This window comes from Desulfovibrio aminophilus DSM 12254 (genome assembly GCF_000422565.1).
In the GTDB taxonomy this organism is placed as follows: Bacteria; Desulfobacterota; Desulfovibrionia; order Desulfovibrionales; family Desulfovibrionaceae; genus Aminidesulfovibrio; species Aminidesulfovibrio aminophilus.
The window spans coordinates 193,761-209,611 of sequence record NZ_AUMA01000006.1 but is presented as its reverse complement, the minus strand read 5'-3'; the positions used below and the strand labels follow the sequence as shown (position 1 = coordinate 209,611).

The 15,851-nt window shown below is 64.0% G+C and carries 18 protein-coding genes; 7 read left to right on the top strand and 11 right to left on the bottom strand.

All coding sequences use genetic code 11. The features are described from left to right. The first annotated feature begins 8 nt into the window (after window positions 1-8). Complete coding sequence (locus H587_RS0103010; RefSeq protein ID WP_051202396.1) at window positions 9-551, top strand: NUDIX hydrolase; 543 nt, start codon at window positions 9-11, stop codon at window positions 549-551. Between the two features lie 9 nt (window positions 552-560). Here the strand turns inward: H587_RS0103010 and H587_RS0103005 are convergent, their stop codons facing one another. The 3 genes from H587_RS0103005 to H587_RS17040 are packed head-to-tail and all read right to left on the bottom strand — an operon-like array spanning window position 561 to window position 2,637. Continuing rightward, complete coding sequence (locus H587_RS0103005; RefSeq protein WP_034608479.1) at window positions 561-1,364, bottom strand: inositol monophosphatase family protein; 804 nt, start codon at window positions 1,362-1,364, stop codon at window positions 561-563. Next, complete coding sequence (mreB, locus tag H587_RS0103000) at window positions 1,361-2,389, bottom strand: rod shape-determining protein (protein WP_027175000.1); 1,029 nt, start codon at window positions 2,387-2,389, stop codon at window positions 1,361-1,363. Before mreB ends, H587_RS0103005 begins: the two co-directional genes overlap by 4 nt. Window positions 2,390-2,427: 38 nt before the next feature. Then, entirely contained in the window at window positions 2,428-2,637 is a 210-nt protein-coding gene (locus H587_RS17040; protein ID WP_034608478.1) for a DUF6485 family protein, read from the bottom strand. Window positions 2,638-2,880: 243 nt separating this feature from the next. On the opposite strand from H587_RS17040, the gene H587_RS17035 reads away from it, so the two are divergent. Together H587_RS17035 and gcvT are read left to right on the top strand one after the other, a co-directional pair. Then, window positions 2,881-4,596 (top strand): hypothetical protein, encoded by a 1,716-nt coding sequence (locus H587_RS17035; RefSeq protein WP_034608476.1) that lies wholly within the window; start codon window positions 2,881-2,883, stop codon window positions 4,594-4,596. A gap of 29 nt (window positions 4,597-4,625) precedes the next feature. Beyond that, complete coding sequence (gene gcvT, locus H587_RS0102985; protein WP_027174999.1) at window positions 4,626-5,711, top strand: glycine cleavage system aminomethyltransferase GcvT; 1,086 nt, start codon at window positions 4,626-4,628, stop codon at window positions 5,709-5,711. A 32-nt stretch (window positions 5,712-5,743) separates the two neighbouring features. Here gcvT and H587_RS0102980 read toward each other — a convergent pair whose 3' ends face one another. Beyond that, entirely contained in the window at window positions 5,744-6,391 is a 648-nt protein-coding gene (locus tag H587_RS0102980; protein WP_027174998.1) for a lysophospholipid acyltransferase family protein, read from the bottom strand. A 156-nt stretch (window positions 6,392-6,547) separates the two neighbouring features. On the opposite strand from H587_RS0102980, the gene yedF reads away from it, so the two are divergent. Beyond that, window positions 6,548-7,156: a sulfurtransferase-like selenium metabolism protein YedF gene (gene yedF / locus H587_RS0102975; RefSeq protein ID WP_027174997.1), complete on the top strand. Its 609-nt coding sequence runs from the start codon at window positions 6,548-6,550 to the stop codon at window positions 7,154-7,156. Window positions 7,157-7,195: 39 nt separating this feature from the next. After that, complete coding sequence (locus H587_RS0102970) at window positions 7,196-7,951, top strand: pseudouridine synthase (protein ID WP_027174996.1); 756 nt, start codon at window positions 7,196-7,198, stop codon at window positions 7,949-7,951. A 36-nt stretch (window positions 7,952-7,987) separates the two neighbouring features. Here H587_RS0102970 and lolA read toward each other — a convergent pair whose 3' ends face one another. After that, on the bottom strand, window positions 7,988-8,626 hold the full coding sequence (lolA, locus tag H587_RS0102965) for an outer membrane lipoprotein periplasmic chaperone LolA (RefSeq protein WP_027174995.1): 639 nt from the start codon (window positions 8,624-8,626) through the stop codon (window positions 7,988-7,990). A gap of 69 nt (window positions 8,627-8,695) precedes the next feature. On the opposite strand from lolA, the gene H587_RS0102960 reads away from it, so the two are divergent. Then, the gene (locus tag H587_RS0102960; protein ID WP_027174994.1) at window positions 8,696-9,169 is read left to right on the top strand and encodes an L-2-amino-thiazoline-4-carboxylic acid hydrolase; all 474 of its coding nucleotides are present in this window, start codon (window positions 8,696-8,698) and stop codon (window positions 9,167-9,169) included. Here the strand turns inward: H587_RS0102960 and H587_RS17030 are convergent. The 3 genes from H587_RS17030 to H587_RS0102945 form a co-directional block, all read right to left on the bottom strand. Continuing rightward, entirely contained in the window at window positions 9,166-11,385 is a 2,220-nt protein-coding gene (locus tag H587_RS17030; protein WP_034608475.1) for an FtsK/SpoIIIE family DNA translocase, read from the bottom strand. The two genes, H587_RS0102960 and H587_RS17030, sit on opposite strands and share 4 nt — an antisense overlap. A 108-nt stretch (window positions 11,386-11,493) precedes the next feature. Continuing rightward, the gene (gene efp / locus H587_RS0102950) at window positions 11,494-12,051 is read right to left on the bottom strand and encodes an elongation factor P (protein ID WP_027174993.1); all 558 of its coding nucleotides are present in this window, start codon (window positions 12,049-12,051) and stop codon (window positions 11,494-11,496) included. 45 nt (window positions 12,052-12,096) lie between these two features. Continuing rightward, complete coding sequence (locus tag H587_RS0102945) at window positions 12,097-12,567, bottom strand: type II 3-dehydroquinate dehydratase (RefSeq protein WP_027174992.1); 471 nt, start codon at window positions 12,565-12,567, stop codon at window positions 12,097-12,099. A gap of 82 nt (window positions 12,568-12,649) precedes the next feature. On the opposite strand from H587_RS0102945, the gene yihA reads away from it, so the two are divergent. Next, entirely contained in the window at window positions 12,650-13,264 is a 615-nt protein-coding gene (yihA, locus tag H587_RS0102940) for a ribosome biogenesis GTP-binding protein YihA/YsxC (protein WP_027174991.1), read from the top strand. On the opposite strand, the gene H587_RS0102935 is transcribed toward yihA, so the two are convergent. The 3 genes from H587_RS0102935 to H587_RS0102925 are packed head-to-tail and all read right to left on the bottom strand — an operon-like array spanning window position 13,221 to window position 15,720. Next, window positions 13,221-14,363, bottom strand: a complete 1,143-nt coding sequence (locus H587_RS0102935; RefSeq protein ID WP_027174990.1) for an LptF/LptG family permease — start codon at window positions 14,361-14,363, stop codon at window positions 13,221-13,223. The two genes, yihA and H587_RS0102935, sit on opposite strands and share 44 nt — an antisense overlap. Then, window positions 14,360-15,526, bottom strand: coding sequence for an LPS export ABC transporter permease LptF (lptF, locus tag H587_RS0102930; protein ID WP_245560811.1), 1,167 nt, complete (start codon window positions 15,524-15,526; stop codon window positions 14,360-14,362). The genes H587_RS0102935 and lptF overlap by 4 nt, the downstream gene beginning before the upstream one ends. Then, window positions 15,520-15,720 (bottom strand): hypothetical protein, encoded by a 201-nt coding sequence (locus tag H587_RS0102925; protein ID WP_027174988.1) that lies wholly within the window; start codon window positions 15,718-15,720, stop codon window positions 15,520-15,522. Before H587_RS0102925 ends, lptF begins: the two co-directional genes overlap by 7 nt. Window positions 15,721-15,851: the final 131 nt, after the last annotated feature.

Here is a 15,851-nt window from a genome sequence, read left to right as displayed (position 1 = left end):
TGCGCTCCATGCCCATCCTGAACCATCGCCCCTCTTCCGAGCCACCGTTGGTGGAGGCCGTGGACGACCGCAACCGCCCGCTGCTCGTGCTGCCCCTGCCCGAGGTGCACCGCCAGTTCCTTAATCATCGCGCGGTGGCCGTGCTGGTCTACGACCAGGACAACCGCCTCTTCCTGCAAAAACGCGGGCTTCGACGTACACTCTACCCGGGGCGCTGGGATGTGTCCACCAGCGGACACGTCCATGCCGGGGAATCCGCTCAGGGGGCGGCCATGCGGCGGCTTTGGACGGATCTCCGGCTCCGGCCGGAACGCATCCGCCACGTCCGTGACATTCCCGCCAGCCCGGAAACGGGACACGAATTCATCACCATCTTCGCCGTGCCCCGCGCCACGCAATTGGAGCCGAACCCGAACCGGGTGGTCAGCGGCTTTTTCCACGCCCGCGAGGAAGTCTCCTGCCTGGTTCGGGAATTCCGGGAGCTGCTGGCTCCAGGTCTGGTTCTGCTCTGGGAGCGCAACATCCCCTTCTCGTCCTGGGAACAGCCTTGAACGGGGAAATCAAGACGCGGGAGGCTCCATCAACAGGCGGCTCAATTCCTCGTGCAGCAACCCATTGCTGGCCAAAATATTCTCCCCGCCCAGCCGGTACGGCGCGCTCGCGTCATAGCCGCTGACCCGCCCACCCGCTTCTTCCACCAAAAGCACACCGGCCGCCGTGTCCCAGGCGTTCAAGGCGCTCTCATAGAAACCGTCGTAGCGTCCGCAGGCGACATAGGCCAAATCCAGGGCTGCGGCCCCGGGACGCCGGACGCCTTGGGTCCTGGTCAGCATGCGCCGCAGGTGCAGGGTTATCGCATCCAGATACCGAGCGTTGTCGTAGGGGAAACCGGTGGCCACCAGGGAATCCTCCAGGCTGCCCACGCCCGAGACATGAATACGCTCGCCGTTGCGCCACGCGCCCAGGCCCTTCGCCGTGGTGAACAGCTCACCCAACACGGGTAGGTTGATCAGACCCAGGGCGAGGTGATCACCGCGCCAAAGGGCAACGGAAGTGGCAACGAAAGGCAGCCCGTGAGCAAAATTGGTGGTGCCGTCCAGAGGGTCGATGATCCAGGTGAGATCGCCCAGGCGGGCCATAGATGAGGACTCTTCGGCCAGAAAATCCGACCCGGGCAGGATGGCCGCCAAACGTTCCTTGAGCAGGGCCTCCACTGCCAGATCGGTCGAGGTGACCAGATCGATGCGGCCCTTGTGGCGCACCTCTCCTGGCCGGCCGAAGTTGGCGATGACGATCGCGCCGGCCTCGCGTACAGCCCCAGCCGCGCGCTCAAGGATCGCAGCGGCGTCAAACGAAGCGCTCATTCCAGCAAGGCCCCTTCGTAGGCCTTGCCCTTCTCCAGGACACGCCCCGTTCCTCGGGCCACGGTGGTCAGCGGGTCCGCGTCCAGAACCGCGTTGAGGCCGGTTTCGCGCTTGATGAGCACGTCCAGGCCACGCAAGAGCGAACCGCCTCCGGCTAGCAAAAGTCCGCTGTCGGCGATGTCGGCGGCCAGTTCCGGCGGGGTCTTTTCCAGGGCGTTGCGCACGGCCTGCATGATCGCGTTGAGCGGTTCGCGGATGGCCTCGCGCACGTGGGAGTCCGAGGCGAGCACGGAACGCGGCGCGCCCTCCACGAGATTTTTGCCCAGAACCTCCATGCTGAGAGGTTCTGGCAACTCCACGGCGGAACCGAGGGTGATCTTCACCTGCTCGGCCATGTTCTCGCCGATCTGCATCTGAAATTCATTCTGGAAATACCGCTGAATGGCCTCGTTCATCTCGTCCCCGGCCACGCGGATGGATTCGGCGTGGGCGATGGCCGAAAGGCTGACCACGGCCACCTCGGCCGTGCCCCCACCGATGTCCAGGACCATGTTGCCCAAGGGCTGATCAAAAGGCAGACCCGCGCCGATGGCCACGGCCAGGGGCTCCTCGATGAGCCGCACGTCGCGGGCTCCGCCGCGCTGACCAGCCTCGATCACGGCCCGCTTCTCCACCGGCGTGATCCCCAGGGGAACGCAGATGATCAGTTTGGGCCGCAGCAGTTTCAGTCCGCGCGAGGCCTTGGCGATGAACGAGGAGATCATCTGGCTGGTGGTGTCGAAATCCGCGATCACTCCGTCGCGCATGGGCCGGATGACTTGTACGCGCTCAGGTGTCCGTCCCAGGTAGCGCTTGGCCTCCGCGCCCACGGCGATCACTTCGCCGGTGATCCTGTCCAGAGCCACCACCGACGGTTCGTTGAGCACGATGCCCTCGCCGGGGCAATACAGGAGGGAGTTGGCCGTTCCCAGGTCCATGGCCAAGTTTCTCCCACCGAGAAAATTCCACAATCGCCTGAAGAACATGAAATCCTTCCGCTGAATGACGACAGGGGACGACCGGATCAGCGACCGGAACGGCGCTGCAGAAAAAACTCCACGCTCCGGTTGTAGGTCTTTTCCTCTTCCGCGGTGAAATAACAGGCAGGCAGCTCACCGCGCTGCCGGTGGTAGTGCAGGCATTCACAGCACAACCCATGCCGATCGCAGGTATAGGTGCAATTGCAGTGTGTGGCGTTGATCTTGGCCCGTGGACACTGATCCGTCTTGCGCATGGGACCACACCTCGCGGTAGGAAAATGACGGCGTTCCTGACCGTTGCCGTGTCGGCACTGTATGAGGAACGATCGCATCTGTCAATACTTGAAGATCATTGGGAAAAATCAACGCATCCCAGTCGAGAACGCAAAGGGCCGGAGGAAAGGCCGGGCCCGGCATTGTCATTCCGCCTCGCCCAGGCTACAAAAAAGTGAGCGATCATTTCCCATTGGCGAGAACAGAACCCAGGTACACTCCAGATGTGGCAGGAAGCCTTCAGCGAACGCACCGACTGCGACTGGGACGACACCCTCGCCGTCTCGTCACGCCCCGGCCTGGAGGAATTGAAGACCTTCCTGGACTGGACGCACATCAAGCACTGCCTGCTGCGCCCGTTCTTCGAAACCGCCGCCTATCCGCTGGTGGAGCCGCGCGAGCTGCTGCCCTCCTTCGAAGTCGATCTTCATGAATACAAGGAATTGCCGGGCTTCAGCATGGTCGCCTTCGACCGCCCCCTGCAATCCTTCCGCGAGGTCTTCCAGTATGACGTGCTGCACGGCCTCGCCGATTGGCGCACGGAAGACCTTCTACGGGCTCCTTGCATTCTGGAACCGGCCCTGCTCAAGGCCAATCTCCAGACCTTCCAAAGCAGGCTATCCAAACGCCTGCATGAAAAACTCCTCAAGCAGTTCGGCGAGTCGGACATCTGCGCCTTGCCGCTTTATTCCGAACTCATGCCGTTTCTCCTGCAACTGGAGCGGGCCCATGTTCTGGCGCGGAACGCCGAAGGATGCTTCTCCCTGTGCGGCATCTGGGCCTCTTTCCCCTCGGACCTGGACACCGAACTCAAACGCTTCGGCATGAAGATCGGCAAGTTCAGCCACTCCGACAATCTGCGCTACGAATGCAACCGCCTCTTCGTCTACCAGTTCCTCATGGAGACCTACGGCTTCCCCATGGCTTCGGAGCGGCGCACGTCGGCGGCCCTCTTCTCCCGCCGCCTGTCCCGTATGGGCGAAGCCTATCTGGTCCGCGTGCTGGGCCAGTCCGACCGGACCATCACCACCCTCTTTTCGCCGCGCCGCAACCAACGCTGGCCAAAGGTGGAAAAAATCGCCCTGGTGGAAGTGCCCCCGGAGCAGAAGGATGCCCTGGAACTTTTGCGCGACCTGGGGTTCCTGGTCGATGAAAAGCGCCGGGCGATCATCCTGCGTGTGACTTACAAACAGCACAAGTACGACCCGAAGAACGTGCGCGAGGACCGGGCCCTGTCGGTGCATCGTCAGGAGATCATCCATCCCCGTAGCGGACGAGTCCTTGACCATCTCAACGTGCTCAAGGACGCGGGCAGCATGCTGCTCACGCTCAACGACATCGTGCGGGGCGAATACCACGGCCGCCATACCTACAAACGCCAGGAAGTGATCACCGAGACCGGCACCCACGAGCAGCGGCTCAAGGTGCTCCACAGCTGGCTCTCCAAGCACCAGCACCGGCTCATCGAGTACTCCGACGACTTCTTCGCCCGGCTCACCAAGATCCTGGACATCTATCTCATGGCGCCGGCGAACTTTGAAATATTCAGCAACCTCGAACAGCTGCATCAGGAAGTGTGGGCCAAGTACAGCGCCGTGCAGCAGGCTCGGAAGATCAAAATCCTTGAAGACCTGCGGTCGCGGCAGTACAAGGGCAGGGCCGTTTCCTACCGCGACGCGCTGCGCCTCATGTGCGACATCCTGGGCCAGCTCAAGTTCGAGCTCGTCAACTATTTCGACGAGTTGGTGGAAAAGGCCCTGGCCATCGGCACGGACGTGCTGAACGACGCCTATCTCCATAGGAATTATGTGGAGCGAAAGGACGACGTCCTCACCGAGTACGGCCGCGAAGTGAAGAAATTGTATGGGCGACTGGTGGGTCTGCGCGACGACATCCGCTCCATCCGCAAAACCCGCCAGGGTTCGCGCGACGCGACCTGAACCGCAAGCGAAGAGGAGGATTCATCCCCGTGGAACAGCTCCGCACCACCCCACTCACCAGCTGGCATCATGCCGCCAAGGCCAAGATGGCCCCCTTCGCCGGGTTTGATATGCCCGTGCAGTACGAAGGCATCATGGCCGAGCACGCCCAGACCCGCACCAAGGCCTGCGTGTTCGACATCTGCCACATGGGCGAATTCCGCCTGGAAGGCCCAGGGGCCAAGGACGCCCTGAACCGCGTGGTGACCCAGGATATGGACACCCTGGCCCCGGGCAAATGCCGCTACGGCTTCCTGCTCAATGAACAGGGCGGCATCCTGGACGACCTCATCATCTATTGCCTCGGCACCGATCGGTACATGCTTGTGGTCAACGGCGCCTGCGAGGAAAACGATTTTTCCTGGATCAAAGCCCGCCTAGGCACTGGCCCGTCCTTCGAGAACATTTCCTCGACCACGGGCAAGATCGACCTCCAGGGGCCGGAGTCCCTGGACGTGCTGGAAGCCGTGGTCGGCGGCTCCTGGCGCGAACTGAAATACTTCTCCTTCGTGGAGACCACCTGGCGCGGCAAGCCCCTCATCGTCAGCCGCACCGGCTATACCGGCGAACTGGGCTACGAATTCTACCTGGGCTGGGATCAGACCCCGACGCTGTGGGAAAGCCTGCTGGCCGACGCCCGGGTCAAGCCCGGCGGCCTGGGCGCGCGTGATACTCTGCGACTGGAGCTGGGCTATCCGCTCTACGGCCAGGATCTGGACACCGCGCACACCCCGGTGGAGGCAGGGTACGGCGCGTTCCTGACCAAGACGGGAGACTACGTCGGCAAAGCGGGCCTTTCGACCGTAAGGGAGCACCTCGTCCCCCTGCGCATCGACGGCCGCCGCTCGGCCCGGCACAACGACGCCGTGTGCCTGCCCTCGGGCGAACAGGTCGGCCTCGTGACCAGCGGCTCCTTCGCCCCCAGCCTCGGCCACTGCATCGCTCTGGCCTACGTGCGCGACGGCGTGGAGAAGAACGAGGCCTTCGTGATCAAGGCGGCCCGGGCGGAATTGCCCGCGGTACGCGCGGAACTGCCTTTCTACACCCAGGGCTCGGCGCGAAAAAAATTAGGCTGAAAAAAGGCCGCCTCCGGGCGGCCTTTCTCGTCCTAGCGTGGGTCGATGGAGAGCATGGCCAGGCGCAGGCGTTCGGTCTCCCGCTCCATCCCGGCCTCGTCCAGTTCCCCCTCGGGAATGTCCAGAGGCCTTCCGACCCGCACCTGGCAACGGGTGAAGGGATAGGGCAGCTCGAACCGATCCCAGGAGCTGGTGAAGACATGCTTCCGCTCGGGAAAGGCCCGGATGGGCATGATCCGCGCCCCGGCCAACCGGGCCAGGAGGATGACTCCGGGCTTGGGCTCATGGCGCGGTCCCTTGGGGCCGTCGATGGTCAGCACGGCGTGGCGGCACTCCTTGCGCATGACCCGAGCAGCCTTGACCAGGGCTTTGGCTCCGCCCCGTGTACTGGACCCGCGCGTGGCCACGTGTCCCAGGCGCTCCAGGATCCGGGCGATGATCTCGCCGTCCTTGCTCTGGCTCACGAAGGTCACGGCCGGGACATCCAGAGTATAGCCAAAGGCCGTCAAGGCGAACAGCTCATTGTGCCAGAGCGCCAGGATCACCGGCTTCCCGGCCGCATGGCTGTTGGTGATGATGTCCCATTCACCGGCATGGTCGAAGTGAATGGACCGGGCCCAAAGCTTGAACAGCCCGGCGTTCAACGGCGCGAGATCGGCCAGAGAGAAGGAACCCGCCATACAACCTCCTCGGGGAGCCATACTGGCAGACGCGATCCGGTGCAACCCCCATGCTTCGATCAAAAAATCCTATCGAACCCGACAAAACAAATTGACCAAAGCGATTTGACCTCCTCCCCGCCCCTGTGCTGCATTGGCGAAAAGAGGAGCATCAACGTGCCCGAGATCATACTTGATTGCCGTGGTCTGCCCTGCCCCCAGCCCGTGCTCACCAGCAAGCGGCGCATCGAGGAATCCGCTCCGGAGGCCCTGCGTGTGCTGGTGGACAACGAGCCCGCGCGGGAAAACGTCTCCCGTTTCCTGACCAGCCAGGGGTATGCCGCCCAGGCGGAGCCCTTCGAAGGGGGCTTCGCCATAGTGGGACGACGCGCGGCTGGAGCCTCCGCGCCCGCCACGGAATGGACAAGGCCGCTCCCGGACAAAGCCGAGACGCGGGTCACGGTGTTCATCACCGCTGAGACCATCGGGCGGGGCGACGACGGTCTCGGCGGCCGCCTCATGCTCAACTTCCTGGCCACCCTGCCCGAACTGGGCCATGAGCTCTGGCGCGTGGTGCTGGTCAACGGCGGGGTGCGGCTGGCGGCCGAGGGCCACGCCTGCCTGGAGAAACTCCAGGCCCTGGAGGCCGCCGGGACCACGATCCTGGTCTGCGGCACCTGCCTGGAGCACTATGGTCTCCTGAACAAGCGGCGCGCGGGCCAGACCACGAACATGCTCGACGTGGTCACGAGCCTGCAACTTGCCAGCAAGGTCATTCATGTCTAAGACTGCACCCGTCGCGGCGAATTCCGCGCGGGAGAAGGCATGGCCCCAGGCGAGAACGCCATTCGTTTGAACAAATTTCTGGCCCAGTGCGGGGTCGCCTCGCGCCGGGGCGCGGACGAGCTCATCCTGGCCGGAGCCGTGACCGTCAACGGAGCACCCGTGGCCGAGGCCGGGGCCCGCGTGGACCCGGAACGCGACGTCGTGACCGTGCATGGCCGTCCCGTGGCCCTGCCTCAAGCCGACACGCCGCTGACCCTGGCCCTGCACAAACCCGTACAAGTAGTTACCACGGTGCGCGACCCCCAGGGTCGCCGCACGGTTCTGGATTTCCTGCCGCCGGACATCCGCGCGCAACGGCCCTTTCCGGTGGGACGCCTGGATTTTCTCTCCGAGGGCCTGCTCCTGCTGACCACGGACGGCGAACTCTGCAACCGCCTGACCCATCCCCGTCACCACGTGCACAAGACCTACCACGTGCGGGTGTCTGGTCAGATTCCGACCCGGGCCCTGGGCATCATGCGCGGAGGCATGACCCTGGAGGAAGGCGAACGCCTGGCTCCGGTGGAAACACGCGTATTGTCCGAGACCCGGGGCGAAACCCTGCTGGAGATGACCCTGATCCAGGGCGTGAACCGGCAGATCCGGCGCATGTGCCGCGACTTGGGACTGTCCGTGCTGCAACTGACCCGCGTGGCCCAGGGCCCGGTGCGCCTCGGCGACCTCAAGCCGGGAACATGGCGGAAGTTGAGCGAGGAAGAGGAAACGGCCCTGCGGCGGGCCGTTGGACTGCTCTGAAACAAAATGGCCCGGGAAACCCGGGCCGTTTTGTTCTTACTGCTTGGTGTTGTCCAGGATGGTCACGCCCTTGGGCGGCGTGAAACTGAAGGCGTCGGCCGGATGCTTGTAGCCCTGCTGGAAATTCTTCAGGGCCACGAGGTTGCCGTTGCCGTAGAAGTCCACGATGAAGACCCGCTTCACGGTACCTTCGTCATCCACCCAGAGATAGGCCAGAACCAAGCCCGGCTCGGGCTCCTTGGGAATGAGCTTGACCTTGTTCAGTTCCAGATCCTGACCCTGCATGACGACCTTGAAGTCTTCCTTGAGGTTCGCCTGGCCGGAAAGGAAACGAATCATGGTCTTGGAGGTGAAGGCCTGATCCGAACGATAATGAATGGCCTGTCCCTCGCTCTCGATATAGTCCCAGACGGATTCCTTGCCGACCACGAGCAGTTGCTTCTCCGGGGTGAGGGTCTCCCAACGGACCAGGCCGGGATTCTGGAAGCCCATGACGCCGGTGCGCTTCTCCACCTCGCGGGTGGCGGCGTTGGTCAGTTCCTGGTCGAAGTCGGCCTGAAAGGACTTCAGCGCCTCATAGCGTTTCTGAACCTTGTCCGGCAGATCCTGAGCCAGGGCCGCGCCGGTCCAGAGCAGAACCAGGGCGGCGCAGGCGATGACGCGGAACGTTTTCATAGACAGGACTCCTTTTCAATTCAGGAGGCATGAGGTACACCCAAGTCGCCTTGAAGGCAAGGAGTACCCATGAACGCCCCCATGCCGTCACAATTGGAACGCCGCACGATCGAAGCCGAAATCATGGACCGGATGCGCGCCGAGCTGGCTTCGGAGCTGGGGGAGGACCGAGCCTTGGCCCTCCTGCGCCGCGCCTCCCAGGCAGCCGCCCGCGACGCCGGCGCGGCTTTCGCCCGCACGGCTCCCGGCGGCCCCTCCCTGGCCCACTTTCAAAGCATACTGGAGCGCTGGCGCGAGGGCAACGCCCTGGACATCGAAGACGTGCGCCTGACCGGCGGAGAACTGACCTTCTCGATCACCCGTTGCGAATACGTGGCCGCCTACCGGGCCTTGGGGCTCGGCCCCGCCATGACCGACGCGGTGTCCTGCTGCCGGGATTACGGTTTCATCGAGGGCTATTCGCCCAGGTTGTCGCTGGAGCGGAAAGAGACCATAGCGGCCGGACACCCGGCCTGCCGTTTCCGTTTCGTCTGGAAGGACTAATCCTTGCGGATCACGGCCCGGGGCTTGGCTCCGTCCTGGGGGCCGAGCAGACCCTCGCGTTCCATCTGCTCGATGAAACGGGCCGCGCGGTTGAAGCCGATGCGGAAACGGCGCTGGATGAGCGAGATGGAAGCCTTGCCCTGGGAGATGACGAACTCCCTGGCCTCCTGATAGTGCGGGTCGTCGGCCATGCCGTTGTCGCCGCCATCCCCGTTCTCGCCTTCCACTCCCGCCTCCTTCTTCCAGTCCGCGAAGTCCACCGCGAACTCGGCCTTGGGGCAGTTTTCCTTCCAGAAATCCACCACCGCCTGACACTCGGCCTCGTCCACGAAGGCCCCGTGCATGCGCTTGAGCTTGGAGCCGCTGGGCTTGAAGAGCATGTCGCCGCGCCCCAGCAGCCGTTCCGAACCCACGGTGTCCAGGATGGTCCGCGAGTCGTGCTTGGAGGTCACCTGGAAGGAGATGCGCGTGGGAAAGTTGGCCTTGATCAGACCGGTGACCACGTCCACGCTGGGCCGCTGCGTGGCCACGATCATATGGATGCCCGCCGCGCGGGCCAGCTGGGCCAGACGCACGATGCTCATCTCCACGTCCTTGGCCGCGGTCATCATCAGGTCCGCCAGCTCATCGATGATGATCACGAGATAGGGCATGGCCGCGAGATCAGCCAAGTCCTCGGGCCGGGAATCGCCCATGTCCCCGAGCTTCTGGTTGTAGCCCTCGATGTTGCGCACCCCCAGGCGGGCCATGCACTCGTAGCGCCGGTCCATCTCGAAGGTGGCCCACTCCAGGGCGCTCTTGGCCAGGGCCATGTCCGTAACCACCGGATGCACGAGGTGGGGCATGTCGGCATAGAGCGCCAACTCGATGCGCTTGGGGTCCACCAGAAGAAAACGAACCTGCTCGGGCGTGGCCTTGTACAGGATGGAGAGCAGGATGCCGTTGAGGCAGACGCTCTTGCCCGCGCCGGTGGCTCCGGCCACCAGCAGATGCGGCATCTTGGCCAGGTCGGCCACCTGGGGCTGGCCCTGGATGTCCTTGCCCAGGGCGATGGTCAGGGATGAGGAGGCGTCGCGGAAGGCCGGCGACTCCAAAATTTCCCGCAGGTATACGGTCTGCCGTTTGGGATTGGGAATCTCCACGCCCACCGAATCCTTGCCCGGAATGGGAGCCTCGATGCGCACGGCCGTGGCCTTGAGGGCCAGGGCGATGTCGTCCGAAAGCGAGGCGATGCGGCTGATCTTCACGCCCGGAGCCGGCTTGTACTCGAACATGGTGACCACGGGACCGGGCACAACCTGCTGGATCTCGCCCTGGACATTGAAATTCCCCAGGCACTCGGCAAGCTGCTTGGCCTGGACCTGAAGCAGCTTGGGATCGGCGCCCTCCTGAACCTTGGGAGGCACGGCCAGAAGATCGAGCCCCGGAAAGGCGACCGCCCCGCTCTTCGCGGGCTTCGGCCGGGAGGGTTTGGCGGGTTTGGGTTTCGGCTGGGGCTCGAAATCGAAGGGCCGCAGAATGGATTCATCCTCCACCTCTTCCAATAGGGGCAATGGCTCGGGCTCATCCTCCCCCTCGGCCTCCGGCGCGGGTTCCGGCGTCGGACGCGGCTCGGCCTTGCGCGTCAGGCGCACGGCATTACGTTTGGCCTCGCGCTCACGGCGCTCACGCCGCCGGGCCAGCCTGTCGGCGGCCAGGGACCGAAGCCGTTTGCCCATAACCTCCCAGGACAGGCCCAACAGCAATTGAAGGCCTGCCAAACTGACGAAGAGCCAAAACAGGAAAGAGCCCGCCGGACGGAGGTAGGAGCTGGTCCAGCGGATGAGGATGCCGCCCACGAAACCACCGCCGCTGATCCCGGTTCCCGGGGCGTGAGGATCGAAGAACCAGGGATGGTGCGACCAGGCCATGAGACAGAGCCAGAGGCAAAAGAACCCGGCCCATCGCCACCACGCCATGCGCAGACCGCCCATGAAGCGACACAGCCCCAGATAAAGGAAGTAGAAGGGACAGATCAGGGCTCCCCGCCCGAAGAGATCGATGAGCAGGCCCACGAAATAGGATCCGGCGGCCCCGGCCAGGTTCCTGATCTTCCAGCCCCGGGAGACGGCCTGGTTGAAAGTCGGGTCGCCGGGGTCGAACGAAAACACGGCGAGAAACAGGAAGGCGGCCAGAAAAAGATAGGCCAAGCCCACGAGTTCCCGTCTCACATTCATGCCTTGAGTATCTCCTTGCGCGGACGAAAAAAGGCCGCGTGAGCCCGAGGGCCCCGCGACCTCTTCACGCGCCGGGCTCGCGCTCCGGTTTTCGTCTGACGCGCCGGGCTAGGCCCGGCTGATGTATTCGCCGCTGCGGGTGTCGACCTTGATGGTGTCGCCCGTGTTCACGAACAGCGGCACGTTGACCGAAATGCCCGTTTCCAGCTTGGCGGACTTGGTGGCGCCGCTCACGCGGTCGCCCTGGAGCCCAGGCTCGGTCTCGACCACCTTGAGGATCACCGAGGCGGGAACCTGCAATTCCATGAACGCCCCGTTGTAGAGAAGCACCTGAACCTTGTCGCCTTCCTTCACGTAGCCGCCGTTCTCCCCGACCGTGGTGGAAGAGACGTGCACCTGTTCGAAGGATTCAAGGTCCATGAACACATAGTCCTGTCCATCCCGGTAGAGATACTGCATCTCCTGGGTGGCCATGTCGGCCCGGCCCACCTTCTCGCCGGAACGGAAGGTCTTGTCCTCCACGCGGCCGGTGAGCATGTTGCGCATCTTGGTGCGCACCATCGCGCCGCCCTTGCCCGGCTTGAAGTGTTCGGACTCGATGATTTCGTAGGGTTTGCCGTCGATCTCGATCTTCAGACCGCGACGGAAGTCCGTGGTCGAATACATTCTCGGTTCACCTTTGGGGTTGAAGTCCCGGACCAGCCCGGGGTGTCAGCCTTTTCCACGCAGGCGCAGACAGAGCGCCTGGACCGCCATCCCATAACCGAGAATGCCGAAACCGGCAATGACTCCGATGGAGTGCCGCCCGACAAAGCTTCGCTGGCGCAACGGTTCGTCCGTGCGCGCGGACAGGTTGGAAAGATGCACCTCCACGCAGGGAATCCCGATCCAGGCCAGACAATCGCCCAGGGCCAAGCTCGTATGGGTGTAGGCTCCGGCGTTGATCACCAGCCCGTCCACCTTGTCCTCCCAGGCCTTGGTCAGACGGTCCACGATCCCGCCCTCGAAATTGGACTGAAAGTAGTCCAGGACGACATCGTCCGCTTCCTTGCCCAACAGGTCGCGGACAATGCCGGGAACGGCGTCCATGCCTTCCGAGCCGTAAATTTCCGGCTGACGGACCCCCAGGTGCCCGAGGTTGGGTCCGTTGACCACCAGGATGCGCAATTTCTTCTTGGCCATTGATCCTCCGCCGCGCTTGACGCAACGGCCGTTTCACGCCACATTCCAGACGTCGGCCGGTCCGCCCGCCGCCCTACTCCTTATGAACCGAACCCTCACGATAGTCAAAACCGCCTTCCTGGCCGACCAGATGGGCGGCGTGGAATTGCCCCAGGTGGCCCTGGCCGGACGCTCCAACGTGGGCAAGTCCTCACTGATCAACTGTCTGGCCGGACGCCGCCAGTTGGCCAAGACCAGCGCCACCCCGGGCAAGACGCGCAGCCTGAACTACTACGAGGTCGCCCCCCAGGGCTACTGCCTGGTGGACCTGCCCGGGTACGGCTACGCCCGTTGCTCCAAGGCCGAGCGCGACAAGTGGGCCGAACTCATCGGCCTCTATCTGCGCGACAACCGCCTGCTGCGCGGCGTGGCCGTGCTCCTGGACTGCCGCCTGGACCCGCAGCAGAACGACCTGACCCTCACGAGCTACCTCCAGCATCTGCGCCTGCCCATCACGGCCGTGCTGACCAAAGCCGACAAGTGCTCCCAGAAAGAACGCTCCCAGCGCCAACGCCAGTGGGGCGACCTGCTTGGCGGTGGAGAAACGCCCCTGGTATTCTCAGCCAAGACAGGCCTGGGCCGCGAGGCCCTTTGGCGGCGGCTGGACGCCCTGATCAACGTCGCAGGCGGCGCAACCACGGCTCCAGCCGAGCCTTGACCTCTTTCTCCAGGCGGGGACAGGAAATCCAAAGCAGACGACCTCCAGCCGCCAAGCCGAAGAGAATGTTGCCGAGCCAGGCCGCGATGAACGGCGGCAGAAGGCCCTTGTCGCCAGCCGTGACGCCCACGGCGTGCATTCCATACTGAACGAAGACCAGACTCAGCGACAGGCCGAGATTGAGGTAGAGATTCTCGGACCAGCTGGTCAGGGCCAGGGCCAGCAAGGCCATGATCGCTATGGAGAAGGCGTAGGAAAAGCGACTGTGCCAGGCCGTGCGCAGACGCTCCACATTGGAACCGGACTCGCGCAGTTCGTCGATGGTCTTGGACAACTGCCAGATGGGCAGCAGAGTCTGGCTTTCGCTCTGATCCGCCGCCGCGAAGGCCTTCAATTCCTGATGCAGGGGCAGGGACAGGCTGTCCTCCTGGGAGGACAGGAAGCTGGCCGTGTCCAGGATCGTGACCCCGTTCAAACTCCAGCCGCCGCTCCCGCCCTCGGCCGCGCGCGCCGACAGGATGCGGACGAGCTTCTGGCTCTCGGTGTCGAACTCGTAGACGGTGACCCCGGTGGCCTGATTTCGCGCCACCACGCCCTCGTCCATTTCCACGATGTACGCGCCGTCCCGGAACCAAAGGTTCTTCAGGGTCAGCTTGTCCATCTGCTTCTTGCGCACGTCCTCCTTCCATATCCGGCCGGCCTCGCGTTCACCGTACACGCCCAGCACCTGGGAGAAGCCGAACTGCACGAGGCTCCAGGCCAAGGCGTAGATCAGGAAGAAACGCGTGAACCATGACGGCGACAGTCCCCCGGCCCGCAGGGCCATGAGTTCCCGGCTGCGCGAGAGCAGGCCGAGCTGCACCACCAGGGCCAGCAGGAACACGGCGGGCAGGATCTGGGAGAGGATCACCGGCAGCTTGACCGCGAAATAGGTCAGGATGGAACCCAGGCCCAGACCGGCGGACACGAAGTCGTCCACCCGGTCGAAGAGATCGGAGAGCAGATAAATGCCCGTGCCCACGCAGAGGCACATGAGGATCAAAAACAGGTTCTGCCGCGCCAGATAGCGGCCCAGCACTCCGAAGACGCGGCCCGTCACGCGGTCCTCCGGCGCAGCCGCAGGTGGGCCAGACGCTCCACGAACTGCCCGGCGCGTTCATGCTGGGCCAGCCAAAGGAAGCCGCCGCCCACGCCGAGAAAGAGGATGTTGGGACTCCAGAGCGCCAGGACCGGAGGCAGGGTGCCCGCCTCGGCCAGACTCACCCCCAGGGAAAACAAGGAGTAATAGACCAGAAACAGGCCCAACGAAAGGACGAGGCCGTACTGGCTCTTGAGTCCCCGAAACACGCAGGCCGTGGGCAGGGCGAACAGGCCGAGCACGAGGCAGGCCAGGGGCAGGGCCAGACGCTTGTGGAGTTCGACGACCACCTTCTTGCGCGGGAAGCGGACGGCCTCGGGGGAGTCTGGAGGCGCATCCCGCAGGGCCAGGAGCTTGGCGAAGGACATCTCGCTGGGTCTGCTGTCGCCGGTGCGCATGCCGGTCAGCAGCGAGGCCAGGGGCAGACGGAGGGAATAGGCCCCGAAATGCAGGATGTCCAACTGTTGGCCCACCCGGCGAAAGATGCGGCCGTTCTTGAAATCAACGGCCAGGCGGCCTTCGTCGGGCTCGGTGCGGATGGTCGCCTCCGGGGCCACGATGGCCACGGTCACGTCCTTGCGCGTCTTGTCCTGAACGAAGACGAACTTGAGTCGTCCGGTGTCGTTGTCCACTTGGTGGGCATAGAACGTCAGGCCCAGGAAGTCCCGGTTGAAGGTGCCCGCCTGCAGGGCCAGCCGTGTGCGGGTCTGCACGAAGTCCACCAGGGTGCGCCGGAAGTTGTCCATGCCCCAGGACAGGCCCCAGAAGGAACAGACCAGCCCCAGGCAGGCGCAGACCAGGCCGAAGGCCAGGGGCGCGGGAAGCAGCTGATACAGGCTCACCCCTCCGGCCTTGAGCGCTGTCAGTTCCTTGTCCGTGCTCATGCGGAGAAAGGTCAGGAAGACCGAAAGCATACATGCGATGGGCAGCAGCAGGACCAGGAAGAACGGCGTGAGATAGAGGAAGATGAGCGCGAGATCGATCACACCCAGGCTCTGGCCCAACAGCATCTCGCGCAGTTGCAGCAGGCGGCCGATGAGAATGAGGCCCAGCAGGCAGCCCACGGCCAAGCCGAAGATCGCCAGCAGCTCCTTGAAAATGTGACGATGAAGCAGCTTCAGCAAGCGTCCGGCCGGGGGTTGGGATGTTCCCTGAAGAAACGGTGCAGGAAGTCTTCGTCGGCGGGGCCGAGGTTGAAGCGCTGTCCGGCCTCCTCGATGAGCCGGGCGGGCTTGGCCTCGGGACGCTCCCGCATCTGTTCGCAGATCCAGGCAATGGCCTTCTTGGCCAGTTCGCTTTGAGGCATCACGGTGGTCATTGCGGCTCCTTGCCCCGCGATCGCGGAGAACGTCCTGGAGATACACCAGCCTCCCGGCCCTGGCAACTTGCCAATCCCAGCGCCTTCCTATAGCCAGGGGCAGCGGCAACGGCCGCTGAAGGAGCATGAAG